The following is a 25579-nucleotide window of genomic DNA, read 5'->3' on the forward strand; positions in this document are numbered from 1 at the left end:
GGCGTCTCGCCGCACGCCCCCGGGCCCGGGTACGGCGCCGGCCCCGCGTACGCCGCCGGATCGCCGTACGGACCCGAGTCCTCGTACGACGCCGGGCCGGTCTACGACGCCGTTCGGTCCAGGGGCGCTGCGGAGAGCGCGGCGGAGGTGCCGCGCCCGCCGGCCGACCCGCCCTCGCTGCCGGAGCAGCGCCGCGCCCGTGGCGGCATCGGCTGGGGCAAGCGGCGCTCCGGCCGCGAATCGGACCGGATGCCCGACCAGCCCACCCGCACCGCCGCCGGCCCGCTGGGCAACACCGGTGCGCACGGCGGCCGTTCACTGCCCGAGGCCGCGCCGCCCGACGCCGCGTCCGACCGCGGGGCCCGCGCGTCCCGAGGCGCGCACGTCACGGGCGGGCCGGGCGGCAGCCGCTGGCCGGACCCCGCCGAGCTGCTGCTCACCGCTCTGGACGAGGGCGAGCGCCGCTGGGAGCGCGGCCCCTCCCACGTCGATGCGCTCACCGTGCGGATCGGCACCGCGCGGTACGGCTCGCGCCCCTCCGTGCCGGTCACCGTCGATCTGCGGGAAGCCCGTTCGCTCGGGCTGGCCGGTCCCAGGCCCCGGCTGCTCCCGCTCGCTCGCGCCGTGTTGGCGCAGCTGGCCCTGCTGCATCCGCCGAGCGCTCTGGAGATCGTGGTGCTCGCCTCCGGGCGCGGCCGGAGCGTCGAGGACTGGAGCTGGCTCGGCTGGCTGCCCCATCTGCGGCCGGGCCAGGGGCAGGACTGCCGACTGCTGCTCGCCTTCGACCGCGACCAGGCGGCCGCCCGTACCGAGGAGCTGCTGCGGCGGCTGGAGGACGGCCCGCTCGGCAGCGGCTGGGTGACGGCCGAGGAGGCGGAGATCCGTTCCGCGGCCGCCGCCCACAGCGGCCCGTCGACCGTGCTCGTCGTCGACGGCGATCCGGGGACGGCCGAGCTGCGCGAGTCGGTCGCGCGCCTGGCCGGTTCGGGCGCGGCGGGTGGAGTGCACGTGATCTGCCTGGCCGAGACGCCGCCCACCACCGCGACCTCGCCGTTGGCGGACACGCTGTCCGCCGCGTACTCCACCTTCCCCGCCTTCCGCGGCTGCGGGGCGCTGGCGCTGCTCAGCGGCGCGGTCGCCACCGCGGTGCGCGTGGTGCGCCGCGGCGATTCGCCGGCGGGCGAGCTCGCCACCGTCGACGGCGTCTCCGCCGCCTGGGCCGAGCGGTTCGCCCGTGCGCTGGCGCCCGCGCGCGAGGCCGTCCCGGCCGCGGCCGGCGACCACCGCAGGCCCGCAGCCGCGCTGCCGCCCGCCGCCCGATTGCTCGACGAGCTCGGCCTCGCGCGCGCAACTCCCGCCGCGCTGCTGGCCCGTTGGGCCTCCACCGCCGACGGCGCGGGCGGAGCGAGCAGCGTCAGCCTGGTGCTCGGCGCGGGCAGACGCGGAGCGGTGACCACCGACCTCGCGCAGGACCGCAGCCATCTCTTCGTCAGCGGCGGAGCCGGCAGCGGCAAGACGGAGCTGCTCTGCTCGCTCAGCGCCAGCCTCGCCGCGGGCGAGCGCCCGGACCGGCTCGGCCTGGTGCTGGTGGACGGCGCGGGCGAGGGCCTGCGGCCGTGCGCCGAGCTGCCGCACGTGATGACGTACCTGGGCGCGGGCGATCCGGTGCGGATGCGGGAGTTCGCCCGCTCCCTCTCGGCCGAGCTGAAGCGGCGCGGCGAGCTGCTCTCCGGGATGGGGTACGAGGCGTACGTCCAGCAGTCGGCCGGGGGTTCCTCGGCCGAAGCGCTCGCCGGCCCGCAGGGCAGCCGCTCCACGGGCGGCTCCACCGGCGACGGCGACCGCGGCACCCTCCGGCTGCGCGCCGGCCGCCGGGCCGCGGTGCCGCCGGGCGGCGCCACCGCCGCACTCCCCCGGCTCGCCGTACTGGTCGACGACTTCGACGCGCTCGTCGATCCGGCGCTCGGCAATCCCGGTCGTCCCGCGGCAGGTTCGGTCGTACGGGCGCTGGAGGCGGTCGCGCGGGACGGCGTCCGGCTCGGCATCCATCTGATCGCGGCCACCGGCCGCCCGGACCGCACCGCCCAGACCGTCACCGACCAGAGCGCGGCGCTGCGGGCGTCCATAGGCGGCGACCCCAGCACCGACGAGCACCGCCCGGGTCGCGGCGTACTGCACCGCCCCGACGGCGAGGTGGCGACGTTCCAGGGCGCGCGGGTGACCGGCAGGATTCCGCGGACGGCAACCACCCGGCCGACCGTGGTGCCGCTGGACTGGGCGCGGGAGGGCGACCCGCCGTCGCGTCGGCCCGTGCGCGAGCTGGGCAACGGCCCGACGGACCTCGCTCTGCTGGCCAGTGCGGTCGAGCGGGCCGCCCGGGAGGCCGGCGCCACTCCCCCGCCGCCGCTGGTCGCCGCGGACTGACCCGCACGGGCGCCCGGCCGCGGGCGCACCACCGGGCGCACCCGCCCCGCCGGCACGGGCCGGCCGAAGCGGTCGGCCCGTTGCCGCGGCCGGTGCCCCGGCCCCGCGCACGCGTACGTCGTCGACCCGCGGCCCACGCGTGAATCCCTCGGCACGGCGGCCCACGCGTAATTCCTCGGCACGCGGCCCACGCGTGAATCCTCGGCACGAGTCCAGCGGCCCGCGGTACGGGTCCCGCGGCCCGCCGCAGGACCCCCGCGCTCGTACGCCCGGCTCGGCCCCGCACCTCGTGCGCCGTGGGCCCGCCGGAGGCCCGAGCGACTCCACTCCACTGCACCAGGCCGTACCCCGCCCGCGCTGGGCCGAACGAACCATTTCGCTCCGGGCCTCGGCCGAGTGCGCCGCCACGGCGTGCGTATCACCCATTATCGGGTTAATCAGACCGCGCCCACCTGTGGATGTGCCGTGCCTCGCTTCAGCATCATCGTTCCCGCCCACCAGGTGCAGGCATATCTGCCCGAGTGCCTGGAGTCCGTGCTCAAACAGACATGTACCGACCTGGAGTTGATCCTGGTCGACGACGGTTCACCGCCCGACTGCGGCGAGTTGCTCGCCGAGTACGCCTCCCACGACAGCCGCGTCACGGTGCTCCGGCTGCCGCGGCACTCGGGCCCCGGCCCGGCCCGCAACGCCGGGCTGCGCTACGCCGAGGGCGACTACGTCCTCTTCCTCGACAGCGACGACGCCCTGACGCCCGGGGCGCTGGAGGCGATCGCCGACCGCCTCGCGGCCACCGCGGACCCGGACGTCCTGCTCTTCGACCACAGCAGGATCTTCTGGCACGGCGGCAACGACCGGAGCGAGGGCCCGCCGCTGGGCCCGCTGACCGTCCAGGAGCCACAGGTGGTCCGGTTGCGCGACCGGCCCGCGCTGCTGCGGGTCGCCCCGTTGGCGTGGAACAAGGCGTACCGCCGGGAGTTCCTCGTCGAGCAGGGCGTGCGGTTCCCGCCGGGCGCGTACGAGGGCATCCCCTGGACCTGGCACACCCTGCTGACCGCCGAGGCGGTCGCCGTGCTGGACCGGGTGTGCGTGCGGCACCGGCTGCGCAGGCAGGGCGGTGTGCTCGGCTCCTCCCCCCGGCGCCACTTCGACGTCTTCGGCCAGTACGACCGGGTCTTCGCCCTCCTCGACGAACGTCCCGAACTGGCGCGCTGGAAGTCCGTGCTCTACCGGCGCATGACCGACCATCTGGCCGGGCTCTTCCTCACCCCGGGCCGGCTGCCCCGGTCCGGACGCACGGAGTTCTTCCGACGCAGCAGCAAGCAGTGCCTGCGCCACCAGAGCGCCGCGGGACGGACCGACCTCACCCAGCTCCTGGTACGGCTCGGTGCCCGCCGGACCTTCCGGCTGCTCTGGTCGGCCAGGGGATGGGGCAGCCGACTGCGCGGCACGGCCGGTTCGGTGCGCGGCGCCGTGCTGCGGCTGTACCACTCGTTGCAGTCACGACGCCGTCTCGACCCCGCGCTCGCGGTCTTCCTGCCCAGCTCGTCCCGGCGGAGCCAGGAGTACGGCGGCGACCTCGGCGCGCTGGAGGAACGGGCGCGCGCGCTGGTCCCGGGACTGCGTACGCTCTGGGTCGCCGGCGACGAGGCGGCGCGCTCGCTGCCCGAGGGCGTCAGCCGGGTGCGGCCGGGCTCGGCCGCCCACTGGTCGGCGCTCGCCCGCGCCAAGTACCTGCTGAGCGACGGCGACTTCGGCCCTCGCCGGCACAAGCGTCCGGGGCAGGTGCTGGTGCAGACCCACACCGGAACCCCGCTGGCGCTGGCCGGACTGGACCGCGGCGAGCGCCGCGAGGACGGCGCCGCGGACCTCGCCCGGCTGCTGGAGCAGGTCGACGAGTGGGACTACAGCCTGTCGGCCGGCCGGCACGCCACCCTCGCGCGGGAGCGCGCGTACCCGGGCAACTACACGGCCCTGGAGTACGGTTCGCCGCGCAACGACGTCTTCCACCGCACCACCGCGGAAGAGGTGGGCCGTATCCGCGCGGAGCTCGGGGTCCCGGCCGGCGCGGTCGCGGTGCTGTACGACCCGGTCCGCCGCGACTACCCGCACGGCGGGGGCTCGGAGCTGGAACTCTCCCGGCTGGCGAGCGCGCTGGGGCCCGGATACGTCGTGCTCGACGCCCGTTCTCCCCGCCCGAGTGCCGAACTCTGCCTGGCCGCCGACGTGTTGGTGACCGACTATTCGCCGATCGTGTTCGACTACGCGGTGCTCGACCGCCCGATCGTGCTGTACGCCCCGGACTGGGAGACCTACCGGGCCACCACCGGCACCTACTTCGACCTGCTGTCCGCGCCTCCGGGCCCGGTGGCGGGCGATCTGGAGGCGCTGGTCGGATGCTTCCGCCGGAACACCTGGCGCTCGGCCGGCTCGCACGCGCTGCGGGCCGCCTTCCGAACGCGCTTCTGCCCCTACGACGACGGGCTCGCGGCGGAGCGAGTCGTGCGATCGGTCTTCCTCGACGGCTCGGCCCTCGCCCCGGTGGTGCCCACCGAGCTGCGCCGGCCCGCGCCGCTGCCGAGGGAGGAGCCGGCCCGCGCGGTGATCCATCCCGCGCGCACCGGCCCGGGCTCGGCGGTCGGCGCTCCGCCGCAGGGCGCCCGGACGTGAGCGGAGCGGGGCGGCACGGGAGTACGTTCCCCGTGCCGCCCCGCTCCTTTGCTCGGTGCCAGGAGCTGCCGGCACCCTCGGCTCGCGCGCGGCGACCGGCGTCGAGCGGCTGCTAGCGGTTGCTGCGCAGCAGGGTGCGCATGGTGCGCATCGCCACCGAGAGGTTCGCCAGATCGAAGGTGTCCGACGTCTTGATCTCGTCCAGGGTGCCGAACGCGCGGCCGAGGACCGCGGCGTTCTTCTGCTCCCACGCCTCGAACTGCTCCTCGGCGCTGGCACCGCTGTCACCCACGGCCAGCACATCGGCCGTCAGCAACTGGTGGGCCGCGTACAGGTCCTCGCGGATCGCCGCACGAGCCATCGACTGCCAGCGGTCCGACCGCGGCAACTCACTGACACGGTCCTGAAGCTGGCTGATCCCCAGACGGTCGGCGAGATCGTAGTAGACCTCCGCGACGTCCAGCAGGTCCTTGCCGGTGCGCTCCGCCACGGCGACCACGTCGAGCGCGGGGAAGACCGAGGAGAAGCCGGCCACCCGCTGGGCGAGCGCGGCCGGGACCCCGGCGGACTCCATCTCGTCGTGCAGCTTGCCGTACCAGCTGTGGTCCTCGCCCTTGAGGAGCTTCGGCAGCGCCTCCCAGACCGACTCCACCCGCTGCTGGAAGAAGTCGACGGTCTCGCTGAGCTGGAGCGGCTGCGGCCGGTTGCCCAGCAGCCATCGCGTCGCCCGCTCGACCAAGCGGCGCGAGTGGAGCCTGATCCGGGTCTGCACCTCGGCCGCGACGATGTTGTCCAGCGCCTCGACCTCGCCCCAGATCCCGTTGATGTCGAAGATCGCGCGGGCGGCGGTGTGCGCCCTGACGATCTCCTCCATCGAGGCGCCCGACTCCTCGCGCAGCCGGTGCAGGAAGGTCGAACCACCCACGTTCACCGTGTCGTTGACCAGCGCGGTGAACACCAGCTGGCGGTGGAGCGCGTGCTGGTCGATCTCGGCCGCGAAGCGTTCCCGCAGCGGACGCGGGAAGTAGTCGTGCGCCAACCGCCGCAGATACGGGTCGTCGGCCAGCTCCGTGTCGACCAGCTCCTCGGTGAGCGTGATCTTGGCGTAGGCCAGCAGCACCGCCAGCTCGGGCTGGGTCATGCCCTGCCCGGCCGCGAGCCGCTCGGCGATCTGCCGGTCGGTGGGCAGATGCTCCAGCTCGCGGTTGAGTCGGCCCGACTCGCCCAGCTTGAGCATGAAGCGCTGGTGGGCCTGGAGCAGGCTGGGCGCCGTCTCCAGTCCGTTGGCCAGCACGACGTTCTGCGCGTAGTTGGAGGCGAGCACCAGCTCGGCGACCTCGTCGGTCATCTCCGCGAGCAGGGCGTTGCGCTGCTTGACCGTCAGATCGCCCTCGGCGACGACGGAGTTGAGCAGGATCTTGATGTTCACCTCGTGGTCGGAGGTGTCCACACCGGCGCTGTTGTCGATCGCGTCGGTGTTGATCCGGCCGCCGCTCCTGGCGAACTCGATACGGCCCAGCTGCGTCAGGCCCAGGTTTCCGCCCTCGCCGATGACCTGTGCGCGCACGTCCTCGCCGTTGACGCGGATCGCGTCGTTGGCCTTGTCCCCGACGTCCTGGTTGGTCTCGGTGCCGGCCTTCACATAGGTGCCGATGCCGCCGTTCCACAGCAGGTCGACGGGGGCCTGGAGGATGGCCTTCATCAGGTCCGGCGGGGTCATCTTGGCGATGCCGGGGCTGATGCCCAGCGCAGCCCGCGCCTGCGGGCTGATCGGGATCGACTTCGAGGTGCGCGCATAGACGCCGCCGCCCTGCGAGATCAGCCCGGTGTCGTAGTCCTCCCAGGAGGAGCGCGGCAGCTCGAACACCCTGCGCCGCTCGGCGAAGGAGGTCGCGGCGTCGGGGTCCGGGTCGAGGAAGATGTGCCGGTGGTCAAAGGCGGCGACCAGGCGGATGTGCTCGCTCAGCAGCATGCCGTTGCCGAAGACGTCGCCGGACATGTCGCCGATGCCGGCGACGGTGAAGTCCTCGGTCTGGGTGTCGTGGCCCAGCTCCCGGAAGTGCCGCTTGACCGACTCCCAGGCGCCCCGCGCGGTGATGCCCATGCCCTTGTGGTCGTAGCCGGCCGAGCCGCCGGAGGCGAAGGCGTCGCCGAGCCAGAAGCCGTAGGAGTCGGCGACCTCGTTGGCGATGTCGGAGAACTTCGCGGTGCCCTTGTCCGCGGCGACCACGAGGTAGGTGTCCTCCGCGTCGTGGCGCACCACGTCCGCGGGCGGCACGACCTCGCCCTGCACCAGGTTGTCGGTGATGTCCAGCAGGCCGGAGATGAACGACCGGTAGCAGGCGATGCCCTCGGCCAGCCAGGCGTCCCGGTCCTTAGCGGGATCGGGCAGCCGCTTGCCGACGAAACCGCCCTTGGCGCCGACCGGCACGATGACGGTGTTCTTCACCTCCTGGGCCTTCACCAGCCCGAGGATCTCGGTCCGGAAGTCCTCCTTGCGGTCCGACCAGCGCAGCCCTCCGCGGGCCACCTTGCCGAACCGCAGGTGGACGCCCTCGACCCGCGGCGAGTACACCCAGATCTCGTAGGCGGGCCGCGGCGCCGGCAGATCGGGCACGGCCTGCGGGTCGAGCTTGATGGAGACGTAGTCGTGCGGCTCGCCGTCGGCACCGCGCTGGAAGTAGTTGGTGCGCAGCGTCGCGCGGATGACCGTGAGGAAGGACCGCAGCATCCGGTCCTCGTCCAGGTTGGCCACCCGGTCCAGGGCGCCGTCCAGCTCCTCCAGCAGACCGTCGATCAGCTCGGTGCCGGCGTGCTGGCGGTCCGGGGACAGACGCGCCTCGAAGAGCGAGACCAGCAGCCGGGTGGTGTGCACGTTCCGGCGGAGGGTCTCCTCCATGGTCGTCTGGCCGAACTTCGCGCCGGCCTGCCACAGGTAGCGCGCGTAGGCCCGCAGCACCATCGCCTGGCGCCAGGTCAGCCCGGCGGCCAGCACCAGTGCGTTGATGCCGTCGTTCTCCGCGTGGCCGTGCCAGACCGCCGCGAAGGTGTCCTGGAAGCGCGCACGGGCGTCCTCGCCCATGCCCTGGATCTGCTCCTGCGGCATCCGCAGCCCGAAGTCGTAGATCCACGCGCGGGTGCCGTCCGCGGGACGCAGCTCGTACGGCCGCTCGTCGACGACCTCCACTCCCATCGACTGGAGGATCGGCAGCACCGCGGAGAGCGAGACCGGCTCGCCCGTCCGGTAGATCTTGAAGCGGCGCTCGCCCGGCGCCGCACCGACCGGCTCGTAGAGGCTCAGCGCGAAATCGCCGCGCCGGCCGTCCTCGCCCTCCTCGCGCAGCTCGTCGACGTGCTGGAGGTCGGCGACGGCTGCCCGCGGCGGGAAGTCGGCCTTGTACCCCTCGGGCAGGGCGGTGCTGCCGAAACGGTGTGCCAGCTCGGCTGCGCGCTCCTCGCCGCACTCGGCCAGCAGCGCGTCGGCGAACCCGTCGGCCCAGGACCTGGCGGCGTCCACCAGCCGGGCCTCGATCCGGTCGACGTCCGCCTCGGTGAGTTCGTCGAGCTCGGTGCCGGGCTCGACCCGGATGACGAAGTGCAGCCGGGAGAGCACCGACTCGGTGTTCCACGCGGTGAAGTCGACGTTGGTGCCGCCGAGCTCCTCCATCAGGATGTCGATCAGCCGCAGCCGGACGCCGGTGGTGTACCGGTCGCGCGGGAGGTAGACCAGCGCGGAGTAGTACCGGCCGTACTCGTCCTGGCGCAGGAAGAGCCGCAGCTTGCGGCGCTCCTGGAGGTAGAGGACGGAGATGGCGACCGAACGCAGCTCGTCGACCGGGATCTGGAACAGCTCGTCGCGCGGGTAGGTCTCCAGGATCTGGAGCAGGTCGCGGCCGTCGTGGCTGTGCGCCGAGAAGCCCGCAGCCGTCAGCACGCCCTCCACCTTGCGGCGGATCACCGGGATCTGGCGGACGCTCTCCACGAAGGCGGAGGCGGCGAAGAGCCCGAGGAAACGGCGCTCGCCGATCACCCTGCCCTCGGCGTCGAAGCGCTTCACCCCGACGTAGTCCAGGTAGGACGAACGGTGCACGGTCGCCCGGCTGTTGGCCTTGGTGAGCACCAGCAGACGGTGCTCACGGGCCTTGGCCCTGGCCCCCGCGCTCAGGCGGTTGAACGAGGGCGAGACGGGGTGGCCGTCGTCCTCGCCGGTGTGGCTGGGGTCGGCGCGCAGCACTCCCAGACCCGTACCGGGAACGGGCTTGAGCACATCGTCGGTGCCTTCGTCGGTGCTGATCTCCTCGAGCGCGTACTCGCGGTACCCGAGGAAGGTGAAGCGGTCGTCGGCCAGCCAGCGCAGCAGCTCCCTGGCCTCGCCGATCTCGTCCTCGGAGAGGTCGTCGGTGGGCTCCTGGGGAAGTTCGTCGGCGATGCGCAGCGCGGTGCCCCGCATCTTCTGCCAGTCCTCGACGGCCTCGCGCACGTCGGAGAGGATGCGCCGCAGATCGGTGGTGATCTCCTGGAGATCGCCGTTGTCGGTCTCCCGGTCGATCTCCACATGGATCCAGGACTCGACCAGCGCGTCCTGCGGCAGGCCGTCCGCGCCCGGCTGACCCGGCAGCGCCCGCGGGTCCCGCGAGGTGTCGAGGACCTCCAGCAGCTTGCCGGCCACATCGCGCCGCACCACCACCTGCGGGTGGATCACCAGGTGGATGCCGCGCGCCTGGCGGCTCAGCTCGTTGGTCACCGAGTCGACCAGGAAGGGCATGTCGTCCGTGACGACCTCGACCACGGTGTGAGTGCAGGTCCAGCCGTTCTCGTCGACCGTCGGGGTGTACACCCGTACGTTCGCGGTGCCCTGCGGTCGCTCCTGGCCCAGCCGGAAGTGGGACAGCGCGGCGCCCAGGACATCGACCGGATCGCGGTCGGCAAGGTCCTCCGGAGCCGTGTGCCGGTAGAACCGCTGGAGGTACGGGAGCAGAGCATCACCTGCAAGGCTCTGGCCCGGGAAGCTCCCGCTCGGGCTGCTGTCAGCGATCTGCGCTGCTCGTACGAGCAGATCGGCCTTGGCTTCGTCCAGCTTGGTCTGCATGTCCTCTGGCTCCTGTCGCGCGCCGTTGCGTGACGTCAGATGGGTGGAGGCACAACGTCGTTCGAGAGTTGTTCTCCGGGAACTGCCGCTCCCGCACGACGGTACGCCGGTCGGCAAAGTCAGCGACTGCCCGGGTGCGGGTGCACCACGGGAAGGCCGGGGCGACGGCTCCGTCGCTCGCCCGGTCCGCAACTCTCGCGGATATAGCGCTGATCACGGAGTCAGGCTATCGCTCATACCAGTGCTTCCGTCATGAGCCACATGTGTACAAAACCGGATCGTGAAGTTTGACGTTCTGCACAGCGGAAATCAGTTGGGGTTCAGCTGAGTGTGAACGGCGATCCCGATTCGGACGGCGGGGCCGCACGGCCGGGCAACAGGTGTTCGCCCGACCGTGCCACGAAGTCAGCGGCCCCGTCAGCCGGCTATCCGCTCGGCGGTCTCGACGGCCTCGGCGAGCGAATCGACCACCGGCACTCCCGCCTCCTGAAGGCTGCGTCTGCTGTGCGAGCCACCGGTGTAGAGAACAGCGTGCGCACCCACGTGCGCAGCGGCCCGCGCGTCGTCGAGGGCGTCGCCGATCACCACGGTGCGCCCGGGCGTCAGCCCCCGCACCTCCACGAGCAACTCCCGGACGTGGCGGGCCATCTGCTCGGCCTTGCCCGCACTCGGACCGCTCGAATCGCTGCCGTCGATCCGCACGAAGTGCTGGTGGATGCGGTGGCCGCGGACGAGCGGCACCAGATGCTCGTGCGGGGCGAGCGAGCACAGGGACTGGGTGAACCCCGCGGAACGCCGCGAGGCGAGCAGCTCCGCGGCCCCCTCGGCGAGGCCGGCGTCGGCGACCCGGGCGAAGTAGTGGCGGTGGAAGGTGCTGTCCAGGACCGCGAACTCCTCCGCGCTGGGCAGCCGCCCCGTCAGCCGCTCGTAGAACCGCGGCACCGGGACGCAGTACAGCTCGCGGTACCGGTCGAGGGTGATGGTGGGCATGTCCAGCTCGGTGAAGGCCGCGTTGGTCGCCTCGATGACGGTGTGGATGTCGTGCAGCAGTGTGCCGTTCCAGTCCCAGACGATATGGGTCCCCCGACCGACGGCCTCGGACTCCGACGGCAGGAGCGGCTCGGTGGCGGGAGCGGGCGGCGTGGACGGCGGGCTGGAATCCATGCTCACGACGGTACGGGCTGCCACTGACATCCCGACACCGGGTTCCACGAGACGCCCGTCCCGACCGGCAGGAGAACGGTGTCCGGCGCCAGGTGTCAGGCGCCAGGCGCAAGGCGCAAGGCGTAAGGCGTAAGGCGTCAGGGCCGCACGAGTTGGTCGAGTTCCTGGACGCCGTACCAGAGCAGCTCGTGCTCGACCGCGTCCTCGACGATCGACAGCGCCGGCTCCTCGCCGCGGTCCGCCGCCGGGAGCGCCGCACAGGCTTCGACGAGGTCCCGGGCGGCGTCGGAGTCGTCGATGTGCAGCGCGGCGACTCGCTTCAGCGGCACCGCTCGACTCAACCGCACCTCGCCGAGGCCCTCGGGGTCGAGCGGCTGGGTCACCTCGGCCTCCACGAGCTCGTCGGCGACGTCCACCGCCGCCACCACACGCCGAGGGTCCCCGCGTTCACTCTCGGGCAGCGCGGCCAGCAGGCGCAGGGAGGCGCGGGCGGCGCGGCCGAGCGCGGTGTACTCCAGCTCTTCCTGGTCCTCCGTCGCACACCACTCGCGCAGAGCGGGCGTCACGGCGTAGGCGACGAGCGGCGCGGGGGCCAGCTCCCGCGCGGCGTGCGCCGCCTCGAGATCGCGGAAGGTGAGCGGTACGTAGACACGCATAAATGCTGCTTTCGTGTGAGGCCTGAGCACGCTGAAGGCCAGGATACGGCCTCCGAGCGATCAGCTCTGAACTCTTACCACCGCTAAAAGAAGCAGAAAACCGCAGGTCAGAGACGTGCGGCGACAAGGCGCAGCGGACCGCCACCCATACGGTGGAACTCCGGGGGAGCAAGATCAACGCATTGCGGAAGAGGTGCCGATGTCGCTACAACCAGTACCGAAGCTACTGCCCGGTAGCGACGGTCGATCTCTCGAGCACGGGGTTTCCATGGCACCTGACCAGTTCCGGACCGCAACCACCACCGCACCCCGCACCACTCGCACCACTCGCCCCGCCGGCCGCAGGGACTCCCGCAGGCCCGCCCGTTCCGCGGTGCTCGCCGCCCAGCGCCTCCGCGACAACCGCACCCCGCACCACTGGTTCGCACAGCGGCTGCTCGTCGTCCTCAGCGGGCTCGCACCCGTGCACAGCCTCCTCGGGCACACCAGCGGAGCCGCCTACGACCAGCTCGTCGGCCTCGCGCCGCTGACCCCGCTCAGGGACCTCCGCGCCGGTGGACCGACCACGCCGACGCCCGTGCTGGAGCAGGTGCGCGGTACGACGCCGAGTCACGGCGTGATCGAGGCGTACGCCCGGGTGTCCGCCGGCGAACGCTCCCGGGCGCTCGCCTTCCGCCTGGAGCGCGGCGACGACGGGCGCTGGCGCTGCTGCGCCGTGGAGCTCGGCCTGGAACCCCAGCACGCCGGCTGATCCTCCGCCGCGGCCCAACGGCCCCACAGCCGCCCACAACCGGCCCGCCTCGGCCCCACCGCCCCACCGCCCCACCGCGGAGGGCGCCTTGCGCGGAACCCCGCCGCACAGCGGACACCGCGGCACAGCGGAGACGGACGCCCGGCGGACCAGGGGGAAACGGGTCGACCCACAGGCGCGGGGCCGGGCGTTCCACACGGTGTGGACGCCCGGCCCCGGCCGGAGAGAACTCGCGTCACTTCTTGCGGCGCTTGCCGCCCTTCTGCGCCTTGCGACGCTCGGCCCGAGTCTGGCCGTCGGAGGAGGTCGTAGCCGCCTTCGGCGCCTCCTCGTTGGTGAAGTCGCCCTCCACGACGCCGCCTTCGCCGTCCACGGTGGGGGCGGAGAAGTGCAGGCGGTCCGGGCGCTGCGGGGCGTCGAGGCCCTTGGCCCTGATGGCGGGACGGGCGCCGGCGGGCACCGCGTCCTCGGGCTCCTTCTCCAGCGAGGTGCCGGACTCCGCGGGCTCCTCCTGCTTCACCGGAACCTCCTCGACCTGCTGCTCCACCTGGACCTCCAGGTTGAACAGATAGCCGACGGACTCCTCCTTGATGCCGTCCATCATCGCCTGGAACATGTCGAAGCCCTCGCGCTGGTACTCGACCAGCGGGTCCTTCTGGGCCATCGCTCGCAGGCCGATGCCCTCCTGGAGGTAGTCCATCTCGTAGAGGTGCTCACGCCATTTGCGGTCCAGCACCGAGAGCACCACGCGACGCTCGAACTCGCGCATGACCTCGGCGCCGAGCTCGCTCTCCCGAGCCTCGTACTGCTTCTCGACGTCCTCGCAGACCGAGTCGATGATGAAGTCGGCGGTCAGGCCCTCGCGGTCGCCGGCCTCGTCCTCGAGGTCCTCCACGGTGATGCCGACCGGGTAGAGCTGCTTGAAGGCGCCCCACAGGCGGTCCAGGTCCCACTCCTCGGCGAAACCCTCCACCGTCTCGGCCCGCACATAGGCCTCGATGGTGTCCTCCATGAAGTGCTGGATCTGCTCCTTGAGGTCCTCGCCCTCCAGGACGCGGCGGCGCTCGCCGTAGATGACCTCGCGCTGCCGGTTGAGCACCTCGTCGTACTTCAGGACGTTCTTGCGGATCTCGAAGTTCTGCTGCTCGACCTGGGACTGCGCGGAGGCGATGGCGCGGGTGACCATCTTGTTCTCGATCGGCACGTCGTCGGGCACATTGGCCATCGACATCACGCGCTCGACCATCTGGGCCTTGAACAGGCGCATCAGGTCGTCGCCCAGCGAGAGGTAGAAACGGGACTCGCCCGGGTCTCCCTGACGGCCGGAACGGCCGCGCAGCTGGTTGTCGATGCGCCGCGACTCGTGCCGCTCCGTCCCGAGGACGTAGAGGCCGCCGGCCTTCTTCACCTCGTCGAACTCCGCCTCGACCGCCTTCTCGGCCTTCGCCAGGGCGGCCGGGAGCGCGTCCTTCCACTCCTCGATGTGCTCGGCCGGGTCGAGGCCCTTGGCCCGCAGCTCGTCCTCCGCGATCACCTCGGGGCTGCCGCCGAGCTTGATGTCCGTACCACGGCCGGCCATGTTGGTGGCCACGGTGACGGCGCCCTTGCGGCCGGCGTCGGCGACGATCGCCGCCTCGCGCTTGTGGTTCTTCGCGTTGAGGACCTCGTGCTTGACGCCGCGCTTGGTCAGCTGCTTGGAGAGGTACTCCGACTTCTCCACCGAGGTCGTGCCGACGAGGATCGGCTGCCCCTTGGCGTGCTTCTCCTCGATGTCGTCCACCACGGCCTCGAACTTGGCGACCTCGGTGCGGTAGATCAGGTCGGCCTGGTCCGCGCGGATCATCGGGCGGTTGGTGGGGATCGGCACGACGCCGAGCTTGTAGATCTGGTGGAACTCCGCCGCCTCGGTCATGGCCGTACCGGTCATGCCCGAGAGGGTGTCGTAGAGGCGGAAGAAGTTCTGCAGGGTGATGGTGGCGAGCGTCTGGTTCTCGTCCTTGATGTCCACCCCTTCCTTCGCCTCGATCGCCTGGTGCATGCCCTCGTTGTAGCGGCGGCCGGCGAGGATACGGCCGGTGTGCTCGTCGACGATCATGACCTCGCCGTCGATGACGACGTAGTCCTTGTCGTTCTTGTAGAGCTCCTTGGCCTTGATGGCGTTGTTCAGATAACCGACGAGCGGGGTGTTGACCGACTCGTAGAGGTTGTCGATGCCCAGCCAGTCCTCGACCTTGGTGACACCGGACTCGTGGATGCCGACGGTGCGCTTCTTCTCGTCGACGTCGTAGTCGCCGGTCTCCGGCTTCTGGGTGCGGACGTCGGCCGCCTCGCCCTTCTCCAGCCGCTTCACCAGCTTGGCGAAGTCGCCGTACCACTTGGTGGCGGAGTCGGCGGGGCCGGAGATGATCAGCGGGGTGCGGGCCTCGTCGACCAGGATGGAGTCGACCTCGTCGACGATCGCGAAGTTGTGGCCGCGCTGGACGAGCTCCTCCTTCGACCACGCCATGTTGTCGCGCAGGTAGTCGAAGCCGAACTCGTTGTTGGTGCCGTAGGTGATGTCGCAGGCGTACTGCTCGCGGCGCTGGGCCGGCTTCATGTTCGCGACGATGCAACCGACGGACAGGCCGAGGAACTTGTGGACCCGGCCCATCATCTCGGAGTCGCGCTGAGCCAGGTAGTCGTTCACCGTGATCAGGTGAACTCCCTTGCCGGACAGGCCGTTCAGGTACGCGGGCAGGGTGCCGACGAGGGTCTTGCCCTCACCGGTCTTCATCTCGGCCACATATCCCATGTGCAGCGCGGCGCCGCCCATCATCTGGACGTCGTAGTGGCGCTGGCCGAGCACCCGCTTGGCGGCCTCGCGGACCGTCGCGAACGCCTCGGGGAGCAGGTCGTCCAGGCTCTCGCCGCCCTCGTGCCGCTCCTTGTACTCGTCGGTCAGAGCACGCAACTCGGCGTCGGAGAGGTCGATGAAGTCCTCTTCGATGGAACTGACCTGGTCCGCGATGCGGTGCAGCTTGCGCAGGATCTTGCCTTCGCCTGCACGCATGAGCTTGTTGAAGACGGACACGGGGGTTGGTCTCCTTGCCGGTCGGGCCTGGCGCGGTCGGTACGTACGCATTCCGTACGGTGCGGGGCTCCCACGGCCTGTCGAGGGCGTACCGCACCGGCCATCGTATGCGAGGGGCGTCTGCCCCTGTACCCCCAACGTGCTGGAGACCCGGATGGTGCCGGCGCCGGTGCTGGACAATAAGGACATGCAACCACCGACGCTCACCACGGAGCGGCTCGTTCTGCGCCCCCTCGAACCGGGGGACGCTGAGGCCGTTCACCGGGCCTGCCAGGACGCGGACATCCTGCGCTGGACGACCGTACCCAACCCGTACCGACTCAAGCACGCGGAGGAGTTCGTCGGGGTCATCAGCCCGGCCGGCTGGAGCGGGGACACGCTCTACAACTTCGGGGTGTTCACCGCGGACGGGACGTTCGTCGGCTCGATGGGTCTGGTGGATCTCACCCGGCTCGCCGCCCCCGAGCGCCGCGCCGAGCTCGGCTTCTGGACCGACCCGCGACAGCGCGGACACGGGTACACCACGGAGGCCGCACGGGCCGTCGCGCGGTGGTCGTTCCGCGAACTGGGCGTCGAGCGCCTCGAGTGGCTCGCCGAAGTGGGCAACGAGGCCTCGCGGGCGGTCGCACGCAGCGTCGGTTTCGTGATGGAGGGCACACAGCGCGCGCGGATGGTCAACGCCGGTGTCCGCAGGGACGTGTGGGTGGCCGCGCTGCTCCCGCAGGACCTCGGCATACCGACCCGGACGCCGTACCGGCCCGGCGACTGAACGTCGACGTCGGCCGGCCGCAGCCGCACGTCCGGCCGACGTCGCGGCTGTCATCGGCTGTCACGGGACGTCGGCCCCTTGGTGACGGGCCTCCACCACGGCCCCCGCAGCGGTGACTTCAACCGTCGGAGCGCCAACCACCGCCGCCCGTACACGGATCCGCGTCCCGTGGGTCCGTCCGTTTACGGTGCGGCGCGCCGGGCCGGGCCGGGCCGGGCCGGAGCGGTGGTGCGTGCCGAGGTCCCCGTGCCGCCGCACCGCCCCGCTGTCCTGCTGCCCCGTACTGAGCTGCTGCCGTACGTCTCGCTGTCTGTCGCCGTACGTCGCCGTGTCCGCACGGCGGCGGGCGACGGTACCGACACAGGGCGGCCGGCCTGTCAGTGGCACGACCTAGGCTTGCCGCATGACTGCTCCGGCGCTGAACCTGTCCGCCGACGAGGCTCGCCGCATCGCCCTGCGGGCTCAGGGCCTGCTCGGCGCCCCCGATCGCGCGGCCGGTGTCCGCGGTGTGCTGCGCGCTCTGGGAGCGGTGCAGTTGGACACGATCTCGGTGCTCGCGCGCTCGCACGAGCTGGTGCCGTACGCACGGCTGGGCGCGGTTCCCAGAGCCGCCGTGGAGGCGGCGTACTGGTCGGGCACGACCTCCTTCGAGTACTGGTCGCACGCCGCCTGCATCCTGCCGATCGAGGAGTGGCCGCTCTTCGCCTTCCGCAGGCGGGAGCGGCGGGCGGCCGGGCGGCGCTGGCACGCGCTGCAGGACGCGGAGGCCGTCTGCGCGCGGGTGCTCGACCACCTCCGGAGCCAAGGGCCCTGCACGGCCTCGGAGTTGGGCGGCGCGAAGAACGGCGGGGAGTGGTGGGACTGGTCGGAGACCAAGATCGCGGTGGAGCTGCTGCTCGACCGCGGCGAGGTCGTCTGTGTGGAGCGGCGCGGCTGGAAGCGGGTGTACGACCTCGTCGAGCGTGCCGTGCCGGTCGGGCTGCGCCACGACGAGCTGACAGACGCCGAGTGTCTGCGAAAGCTGGTTGCCCAGGCGGGCGCCGCGATGGGCGTCGCCACCCGCGCGGATCTGGCGGACTACCACCGGCTCAGAGCCGGCCAGGTGGAGTCCGTGCTGCCCGACAGCGGGTTGGTCCCCGTCTCGGTCGAGGGCTGGGAGAAGGCCGCGTGGGCGGACCCCGGAGCGTTGGAGACGGCGGCGAGAGGCCGCCACCGTACGACGCTGCTGTCACCGTTCGACTCGCTGATCTGGGACAGACCGCGCACCGAGCGCATCTTCGGCTTCACCCATCGGCTTGAGGCGTACGTCCCCAAGCCCCGCCGGGTGCACGGGTACTTCGCGATGCCGCTGCTCGCCGGAGGCCGGCTGGCGGGCCGGGTCGACCCCGCCCGCGAAGGCAGCACGCTGGTGGCCCGGCAGGTCTCCATGGCCGATCGCAGCGCTGTGCGCCCGATGGCGAAGGCCCTGGCAGAGGCGGCGAGTTGGGTGGGTTGTACGGAGGTGCGGATCGGGCGCTGCGACGACCCCGAGCTGTCCCGGGAGTTGCGAGCGGTGCTCAAGGCCGAGGACCACTGAAGCGGCTCGTCCCGACCCGCCCGGCTCCGCCGACCCGCGCACCGCAGCAACCAGCAACCAGCAACCAGCAACCAGCAACCAGCAACCAGACGCGAACTGCCCCCGCCTCGCGCGGAATCGGGTCCTCGGCACGAACGCCGACTCTGCCCGAGCGCCCCGCGCGCCGTCTCGTCAGGCGCAGCCACCGAGCCCCGTCGTCGTGCGCCGACATGCCGCGACCCGGACGAGCCGGGCCCCGAGTGCTCTAGCGGATCTCCAGAATCTTCTCGCGCATCGCGTAGACGACGGCTTCCATGCGGGAGTGCAGCTGGAGTTTCTCCAGGATGTTGCGCACATGGTTCTTGACCGTGTTCTCGCTGATGAAGAGCTCTTTGGCGATGTCCCGGTTGTTCATCCCGGTGGCCACGAGCTTCAGCACTTCCAGCTCCCGATCGGTCAGCTTCGGAGCGGGCACCAGCTTGCTCTCGTCGGTGCGCTGGATCATGGACTTGAACTCCGTCAGCAGCTTCGCCGCCATGGAGGGGCTGATCTGCGACTGCCCGTCCGCCACCGCCCGAATCGCCGCGGAAACCTCGTCGGTGGAGATCTCCTTCAGCAGATAGCCGGTTGCCCCGGCCTTGATCGCCTCGTAGAGGTCGGCTTCCTCGTCGCTGATGGTCAGCATGATGATCTTGGCGCTCGGTGCGACCTCTTTGATCGCCGTACACGCCTCGATGCCGCCTCGCCGGGGCATCCGCACATCCAGCAGCACGATGTCCGGGAGAAGGTCGGCGGCCTTGTGCACGGCTTCGGCTCCGTCACCGGCCTCACCGATGACCTCGATGTCCTCCTCCTGCGCGAGGACGATCTCCAGACCGCGCCGGAAGAGCTCGTGGTCGTCGACCACCAGCACCCGGATCGGCTCGGGTTGCGGCAATTCGGCTCGGAGCACGGCTCGCTCGGGCCCGCGGTTCCGGTAGGCGTCGGGCATCATCGGCCCGAAGCTGTCCGTCATTCGTCCTCCCCCTGCAAAGCCATGCCGTGTCCAACGCAGTCGTCGCCAACCAGGCTGAGCAGGAGGCCGGTTGGACAGTAATGCCCATGGTATAGGCGTGGCGGCAGGCAGTTGACGCGACAACGGGGGCCTTGTACGGCGCACCGAAGCGTGCCGAGCGCGTGCGGTGTACGCACGGGTGCACACGGACCACCGTCCCGGCCCGGCAGTGCTGCCGGGCCGGGACACGGGTCAGACCGGCTCAGCCAGCGAGGGCGCCGCCGGCACCGTGCGGCGGCTCCTCGACGAAGGGATCCGGGTCGAGGTGGATGACGCCGTAGTCGTACGCATGCCTGCGGTAGACCACGCTGGGCTGCTTGTTGTCGGAATCGACGAACAGATAGAAGTCGTGCCCGACCAGCTCCATCTCGTAGAGGGCCTGGTCAAGCGTCATCGGTGCTGCCTTGTGCGTCTTCTCGCGGACGATGATGGGGCCCTCGCCCTGAACCTCCAAGGGGCCGGCCCTGGTCACGACGGTCTCGGTGGCCGGCTCGTCCGTCGACGGCGCTCCCAGCTCTCCGTTGCCGTTCAATGTGGCGGCGTCGGGGACCATGGCGGCGACGTCACTGGCCGGGATTCGTCCGTTGCCACGGCGCGAGGTGCGCTTGTCGTGACGCCTGCGCAGGCGGGACTCCAGCTTCTCCGCTGCGAGGTCCAGCGCCGCGTACGCGTCGGCCGCGGCTGCCTCGGCACGAATCACGGGTCCCCGGTGGCGAAGGGTGATCTCCACCCGGTCGGAACGCTCCGCCTGACGCGGGTTGTGCTCCTTGGAGACCTCGACGTCCAGACGGATCACCTTGGCGTCGAACTTCTGGATCTTCTCCAGCTTGAGCTTCTCGGCCACGTGCTTGCGGAACCGCTCCGGAACCTCTGTCTTACGGCCCTTGACGACGATGTCCACGCAGAACTCCGTTCCCGGACGACTCCGCGACGATGCGGAGTGCATCCTTTGTGCACTGGTGCCGAACAGCGCCGGTGCTACCGGCCGCTCTCCGGCGTTACGTCGGGTTGCGACTTCCACCTCCTTCTCCCCCACTGGGAAGATCGCCATTCCCTCTCGTCGAGAGATGGCTAGCAGAGTCGGGGAAACGCGACGAACCGCGCATGTTCCGCTCGGAGGAACAAATACTGCTTCCTCACCTCCGAAAATACCCCTCCCGGGGGAGGGTCGGCACCCCCTACCGATGCGTACCTCAGCGGTCATCACCTCCTTCTCCTCACCACCTGCAACGACGCGGCGCTCCCGGCAGTTCCGGAGCCGCCACAAAGGCACCCGGTGTCAAACGGGAGACCGGGGCCGAGCACGCACCGTCGGCGCGCACCACGGCCGAGCCCCGGCACACCCCGCCACGACCCGGCGGGGCCGTTCAGGAGCTCGCGCACGACCGTCTGGGAGCCGCCACCACAGCCGCTCCCACGACCGTTCCGCCCACCGCCCGCACCGCACGTGCCGCCTCCGCCAGTGAGGCGCCGGTGGTCAGCAGGTCGTCGCCCAGCACCACCCGCCGGCCCCGCAGCAGGGGCTCCGCCGCAGCCCGTACGGCGAAGGCGCCCCGTACGTTCGCGGCCCGCTGTTCGGCGGTCAGCCCGGCCTGGTCGGTCGTCCGTCGCGCCAGACCGAGCGCCGGGAGCAGCTCCACGTCCGTGTTGACGGCGCGCAGCCGCGCCGCCGCGGCCCGGACCAGCCGCAGCGTCGGATGGTGGCCGCGTGCGGCCACCGAGCGGCGGGAGGACGGCACCGGCACCAGCAGGACCGCACTCTCGCGCGAGCCCGGGGCGGCCCCACGCGCACCGTTCCCGCGCGCACCGTTCTCGCGCCCGGCGGAACCGGACGACGGGCCCCGAGCGCTCGTGCCGAGGTGACGATGCGCGGGTTCGGCAGGGGCGCCCTCGTCGAACCGCTCGGCCCTCAGTGCCACCCGCACCGCGCCTGCCAACGCCTCGCCCAACGGCCCGGCCAGGCGCAGCACTCCGCGCTCCTTGTGCGCGAGCAGCGCGGCCCGCACGGCGTCCGCGTACTCGGCGCAGGCGTACACCGCGGGCAGCCCCGGCGGACACGGGCTGGGCCGCACCCGGCCGAGCACCCGCACCCCGGTCAACTCCCGTGCGCACTCCGCGCACCAGGCCTGTCTCGCCGCACCGCAGCCCGCGCAGTCGACCGGCAGCACCAGGTCGACCAGTTGCTCCCACCACGCCACGACGGCCCCTCTCTCGCCCACGCACCGCACGCCCGTCCGGACGTACGGGCCGCGTGGCTCGGCGACCGGGTCCGGGGCGCGAACCCCCGCGCAGGGCGGGCCTGCGGAGAAGCCGGTCTCGGAGGACCGGCCCTCCCGGCACTTCGCGAAGAGCCGCCCGGAAGCGGTCAACAGGGGGCGGTCAGCCCGGGTAGATCGGCGCCGACCCCTCCTTGGTGACCTCCTGCCAGTTGCCGTCACGACGCGGCAGCCGCACTATGCCCTCCTCGGAGTCCGCGAGCAACGGGCGTTCCTCGTTCTCCGAAGCGGCTATGCCCCGCACGTTGTTGACCCCCGGCAGGGTGGGCGGAACCCCCGCCGACCCGTCCGTGGAGACCACTCGCAGCTGTTGCACGCCTCCAGGCTCCTTGCCCACGAGCACCAGTCGGCTGGCCCCCGCCCAGGAGACCGCTGTCACTCTTTCGAGTTGGGGCGCGGCGGGCCGCAGCGCACGGACCCGGACGACCGGCTCGCCGTCGTCGGCCGTCGTCCGCTCGACCCGGCCCAGTTGCAGGGTGGTCGACTCGCCGTCGTCCACCAGCAGCGCGATACGGGTGCCGTCCGCCGACATCCGTATCGCCTCTATTCGATCGGTGCCGAGACCCGCCACGGGCACCGTCTCCGGCTCGCCCCGGCCGTCCCGAAGCCGCAGCAGACGCGGTCTGCGCTCGTCCCGGTCGGCGACCCACAGATCGCCCAGACCGTCCCAACTGGGCGCGGACAGACGAGTGCTGTTGGTTGCGCCGCGGCTGGTCAGAGCCGGATCGTCGAACTCTCCGCCGCCCGAGAGAGAGGCGACGTACATCTCGCCGCCGTCCGCGACCACACCGGCCCCCAGGCTCTCGTCCCGGCTGACCGCGACCGAGCCCGTCGCCATGTGCCCCGCGCCGAACGGGCCGTCGACGGTGGCGCCCGGCTTGTTCTCCTCGTCGATGGCGATCAGACGGCTGCTGCCGTCCAGGTAGTACTGACGCGCCGCCGGGCCGTTCAGCAGTCCGGGTGCGTAGTCGGCGGCCTCGGTGCGATCCGTGCTGCACAACTCCCCGCGCCCGTCCTTCAGTTCCACCCGCTGGATCGTGGCCGAGGACTGCTGGTCGGCTGTGTGCAGCAGTTGGGCGGCCATTCGCCGGCAGGTCCGACTGTCCACCTCGACTCTGCCGCCCTTGCCGCCGGGCGCGAGTGTGACGTCCAGGGCCCCGGAGTCGTCCAGCGAAGGACGCTTGCCCTGCGCGATGCGCACTCCGTCGGGGAAGGCCGAGTTCACCACCGGGCGCAGCCAGTCGGAGGGACCTTTCAGCAGCGCGGAGACCGTCTCGGTCAGAGGGTCTATCCGTCGCCGCAGATACACGGGGTCGGCCACCAGCACGTTCCGCCCGGACCGCACGGACTCGGCGTCCTGCCCGAGAGAGGCGTAGAAGTAGGTGTTGACGGAACGGTAGATGCGCTCGAAGTCCGGCTCCCCGACGACCAGTCCGTGCGGGAGCTTGTCGATGCGCCACTCACCGTTGACCTTCTTCAGGTGGAAGCGCTCAAGATAGGCGCCGTCGCGCGGGGTGTAGGAGTTGGTCCCGTCGACCTCTGCGACCTGGACCCCGGTCACCTCGACGCTGAACCCGAGCCCGTCGGCATCGGCCCTCACACCATCGGGTGTCACATCGGGGCCGCCGTTGACGACCATGGTCCGGTCGAACGGCCGCCAGCTCTCGGCGGCCTGCGGAGCGAGGTACTTGCGCGCGGTGTCGAAGTTCGCCTCGTCACTGGTGGTCGCCTCCAGGAACCCCCGGACGATGTGCCGGGGCTGCTCGCCCTTGCGAGGGCTCACCCCGAACACCCGTACCTGTGACTCCGCCTCAGCCCGCTGCGGCGAGTCGACCTCCTTGAGATCCCCGCCGGAAGGCATCGACGCACATCCGCTGAGCAGCAGTGCCACGACCGCGAACAGCGAGCACGCGACGCGTCGTTCAGTCTTCACTGTCGGCCTCCTCGGCACGCTGGGCCCGGCTCGCACCGAAGGCGCGCCCCGGCAACCCGCCCTCGTCCGGCGGTGGTCGGCCCTCGTCGGCATCCGCACCGCGCGGCGCCCGCGAGGCACCCCGGGCTGCGGTGCGCTCCGGTCCGTCGGTCACCGCCGAGGCGCCTTCCGAAGCGCGTTCCGGATCGTCTGATGTGCGTTCCGCACCGGGCGACACGGATGTGCGTTCAGGTTCGACGGCGTCAGGTCCCCCGGAACCCCCGGAACCCCCGGCATCCCCGGCATTCGACGGATCCGCCGGCCCCGGGGCGTCCGGGTCCGGGGCGTCCGACTCCGGGGCGTCCGTCTCCTCCTCCGCCGAATCGCCGAAACCGTCGAGCCGTCCGGCGTCCGGAGGCTCCAGCGGCAACGGTGAGCCGCGAAGCACCTCTCCTGCCGCGGCCGGCAGCGTCAGCCGGAACTGCGAGCCGGCACCGTGCTCTCCCCACGCCTGCAACCAGCCGCCGTGCAGCCGGGCGTCCTCGATCGCGATCGACAGCCCGAGGCCGGTGCCGCCGGTCGTCCTCGCACGGGCCGGGTCCGCGCGCCAGAAGCGGTTGAACACGCGCTGGGCCTCGCCGGGTCGCAGACCGACGCCGTAGTCCCGTACGGCCACTGCCACCGCGCCGTCGCGCTGGGCCAGCTTGACGACGACATCCCGACCCTCGCCGTGCTCGATCGCGTTGACCACGAGGTTGCGCAGGATCCGCTCCACCCGCCGTACGTCGGCCTCCACCACCACGGCACGGTCGTCGCCCTGCACTCGCAGCCGGCTGCCCTTGGCGTCGGCCAGCGGCTCGGCCCCCTCCAGCACCCGGTGCACCACCTCGCGAAGGTCGATCGGCCCGGCCTCCAGCGCAGCCGCACCCGCGTCGAAGCGGCTGATCTCCAGCAGCTCCGCGAGCAGCGACTCGAACCGGTCCAGCTGCCCCAGCAGCAGCTCGGCCGAGCGCTTGGTCACCGGATCGAACTCGTCCCGCGCCTCGTGGATGACGTCCGCGGCCATCCGGACCGTGGTCAGGGGCGTACGGAGCTCGTGCGAGACGTCCGAGACGAAGCGGCGCTGCATCCGCGACAGCTCTTCCAGCTGCCCGATCTTCAGCTGCAGATTGCGCGCCATTTTGTTGAACGCCTCGCCCAATCGGGCGATGTCGTCCTCCCCGCTGACCTTCATCCGCTCCTGGAGCCGGCCGGCGGCAAGCCGCTCCGAGATGCCGGCGGCCATCCGCACCGGGGTCACCACCTGGCGCACCACCAGCCAGGCGATCGCTCCGAGCAGGACGACGACGAAGACACCCGCTGTCGCCAGCGTCCCCTTGACCAGCGAGAGGGTCTTCTCCTCCTGGGTGAAGGGAAAGAGGTAGTAGAGCTGGTACGGATTGCCGTTCGCGTCCGAGAGCCGTTTGCCGATGATCAGAGCGGGCTGCGAGCTGCTGTCGGTGCGGACTATCCGCCCGTACTGCTGGTGTGCCCGGGGCTCGTCGTTCAGCACACTCCGCAGCTCGGCGGAGACGCTCTCGTCGGGTCGTACGTCGCCGGAGGCGCGCGGGCCGCGGGTGTTGGTGTTCTCGTCGCCTATGAAGGGGGTGGAATCGGCGTCCGAGTTGAGGGCGACGACGGAGTAGACGCCCTGGCCACCACTGGCGAGCTGCTGGACGAGCTGGGTCAGCCAGGTACCGCTGTTCTGGACGGCTCTGGTGCCCGACTCCTCACCGTCCCGGCCTCCCTCGGCCGCGTTGTCGGCCATCTCGGTCGCCACGGCGAATCCGCCCGCGGCCTGGCTCTGGGCCGCCTGCTGTTTGGCGTCCAGAAGCCCGTTGCGCACCTGGCCGATCACCACGAGCCCGAGCACCAGCACGACCGCTATGGAGAGCAGCAGCGTCGCGGCGACCACCCGCAGCTGCAGATTCCGCCGCCAGAGCCTGGTCAGCTGAAGCAGCGGGCGCCGCACCAGCCGTACGAACATCCGCACCATCGGATGCGCACGGCTCCCGGTGGCGCCCTCCGGTATCAGCCCGTGGGGCAGGAGGTTCACGTTGCGCCACCGGCTGCCGATCGCGGCCACCGCCGACCTGCGGCCGGCGGGCTCCTCCTTCGCCCCCGGCGGAACTCGACCAGGGTCCTGCATC

General features: G+C 71.6%; 14 protein-coding genes. 5 read left to right on the plus strand and 9 right to left on the minus strand.

Going from position 1 to position 25579, the window contains the following annotated elements; all coding sequences use genetic code 11:
• Both MTQ01_RS24615 and MTQ01_RS24620 read left to right on the plus strand, forming a co-directional pair.
• Positions 1-2424: FtsK/SpoIIIE domain-containing protein (locus tag MTQ01_RS24615; RefSeq protein ID WP_247493084.1), on the plus strand; the 2424-nt coding region annotated here is incomplete at its 5' end.
• 465 nt (positions 2425-2889) lie between these two features.
• Positions 2890-5094: a CDP-glycerol:glycerophosphate glycerophosphotransferase gene (locus tag MTQ01_RS24620; RefSeq protein WP_247493085.1), complete on the plus strand. Its 2205-nt coding sequence runs from the start codon at positions 2890-2892 to the stop codon at positions 5092-5094.
• A 112-nt stretch (positions 5095-5206) separates the two neighbouring features.
• Here MTQ01_RS24620 and MTQ01_RS24625 read toward each other — a convergent pair whose 3' ends face one another.
• From MTQ01_RS24625 to MTQ01_RS24635, 3 genes are all read right to left on the minus strand, one after another.
• The gene (locus MTQ01_RS24625) at positions 5207-10183 is read right to left on the minus strand and encodes an NAD-glutamate dehydrogenase (RefSeq protein WP_247493086.1); all 4977 of its coding nucleotides are present in this window, start codon (positions 10181-10183) and stop codon (positions 5207-5209) included.
• Positions 10184-10600: 417 nt separating this feature from the next.
• Positions 10601-11347, minus strand: coding sequence for an HAD family hydrolase (locus MTQ01_RS24630; protein WP_247493087.1), 747 nt, complete (start codon positions 11345-11347; stop codon positions 10601-10603).
• Between the two features lie 137 nt (positions 11348-11484).
• Positions 11485-12003, minus strand: coding sequence for a hypothetical protein (locus tag MTQ01_RS24635; RefSeq protein ID WP_247493088.1), 519 nt, complete (start codon positions 12001-12003; stop codon positions 11485-11487).
• Between the two features lie 268 nt (positions 12004-12271).
• On the opposite strand from MTQ01_RS24635, the gene MTQ01_RS24640 reads away from it, so the two are divergent.
• A complete protein-coding gene (locus tag MTQ01_RS24640) occupies positions 12272-12754 on the plus strand; it encodes an Rv3235 family protein (protein ID WP_247493089.1) in 483 nt (160 codons plus the stop codon).
• A gap of 235 nt (positions 12755-12989) precedes the next feature.
• Here the strand turns inward: MTQ01_RS24640 and secA are convergent, their stop codons facing one another.
• On the minus strand, positions 12990-15824 hold the full coding sequence (gene secA, locus MTQ01_RS24645; protein ID WP_247493090.1) for a preprotein translocase subunit SecA: 2835 nt from the start codon (positions 15822-15824) through the stop codon (positions 12990-12992).
• Between the two features lie 187 nt (positions 15825-16011).
• Between secA and MTQ01_RS24650 the strand changes: the two genes are divergently transcribed.
• Entirely contained in the window at positions 16012-16593 is a 582-nt protein-coding gene (locus MTQ01_RS24650) for a GNAT family N-acetyltransferase (protein WP_247493091.1), read from the plus strand.
• A 403-nt stretch (positions 16594-16996) separates the two neighbouring features.
• Positions 16997-18169, plus strand: coding sequence for a winged helix-turn-helix domain-containing protein (locus MTQ01_RS24655; protein ID WP_247493092.1), 1173 nt, complete (start codon positions 16997-16999; stop codon positions 18167-18169).
• A 244-nt stretch (positions 18170-18413) separates the two neighbouring features.
• Here MTQ01_RS24655 and MTQ01_RS24660 read toward each other — a convergent pair whose 3' ends face one another.
• The 5 genes from MTQ01_RS24660 to mtrB form a co-directional block, all read right to left on the minus strand.
• Positions 18414-19163 (minus strand): response regulator transcription factor, encoded by a 750-nt coding sequence (locus MTQ01_RS24660; RefSeq protein WP_247493093.1) that lies wholly within the window; start codon positions 19161-19163, stop codon positions 18414-18416.
• Between the two features lie 241 nt (positions 19164-19404).
• Complete coding sequence (hpf, locus tag MTQ01_RS24665) at positions 19405-20103, minus strand: ribosome hibernation-promoting factor, HPF/YfiA family (protein ID WP_247493094.1); 699 nt, start codon at positions 20101-20103, stop codon at positions 19405-19407.
• 466 nt (positions 20104-20569) lie between these two features.
• Positions 20570-21400 (minus strand): phosphoribosyltransferase family protein, encoded by an 831-nt coding sequence (locus tag MTQ01_RS24670; protein WP_247493095.1) that lies wholly within the window; start codon positions 21398-21400, stop codon positions 20570-20572.
• A 181-nt stretch (positions 21401-21581) separates the two neighbouring features.
• Positions 21582-23411, minus strand: a complete 1830-nt coding sequence (locus MTQ01_RS24675; protein WP_247493096.1) for an LpqB family beta-propeller domain-containing protein — start codon at positions 23409-23411, stop codon at positions 21582-21584.
• Positions 23401-25578: an MtrAB system histidine kinase MtrB gene (gene mtrB, locus MTQ01_RS24680; RefSeq protein ID WP_374207856.1), complete on the minus strand. Its 2178-nt coding sequence runs from the start codon at positions 25576-25578 to the stop codon at positions 23401-23403. Before mtrB ends, MTQ01_RS24675 begins: the two co-directional genes overlap by 11 nt.
• Position 25579 lies beyond the last annotated feature (1 nt).

Source organism: Streptomyces sp. XM4193, from assembly GCF_023072595.1.
Lineage (GTDB): Bacteria > Actinomycetota > Actinomycetes > Streptomycetales > Streptomycetaceae > Streptomyces.

Excerpts from the sequence above, each read along its gene's own strand:
- mtrB (WP_374207856.1), bottom strand. The coding sequence starts at position 25,578 with ATGCAGGACCCTGGTCGAGTTCCGCCGGGGGCGAAGGAGGAGCCCGCC.
- MTQ01_RS24625 (WP_247493086.1), bottom strand. The coding sequence starts at position 10,183 with ATGCAGACCAAGCTGGACGAAGCCAAGGCCGATCTGCTCGTACGAGCA.
- MTQ01_RS24650 (WP_247493091.1), top strand. The coding sequence starts at position 16,012 with ATGCAACCACCGACGCTCACCACGGAGCGGCTCGTTCTGCGCCCCCTC.
- MTQ01_RS24640 (WP_247493089.1), top strand. The coding sequence starts at position 12,272 with ATGGCACCTGACCAGTTCCGGACCGCAACCACCACCGCACCCCGCACC.
- MTQ01_RS24630 (WP_247493087.1), bottom strand. The coding sequence starts at position 11,347 with ATGGATTCCAGCCCGCCGTCCACGCCGCCCGCTCCCGCCACCGAGCCG.
- MTQ01_RS24635 (WP_247493088.1), bottom strand. The coding sequence starts at position 12,003 with ATGCGTGTCTACGTACCGCTCACCTTCCGCGATCTCGAGGCGGCGCAC.
- MTQ01_RS24655 (WP_247493092.1), top strand. The coding sequence starts at position 16,997 with ATGACTGCTCCGGCGCTGAACCTGTCCGCCGACGAGGCTCGCCGCATC.
- MTQ01_RS24660 (WP_247493093.1), bottom strand. The coding sequence starts at position 19,163 with ATGACGGACAGCTTCGGGCCGATGATGCCCGACGCCTACCGGAACCGC.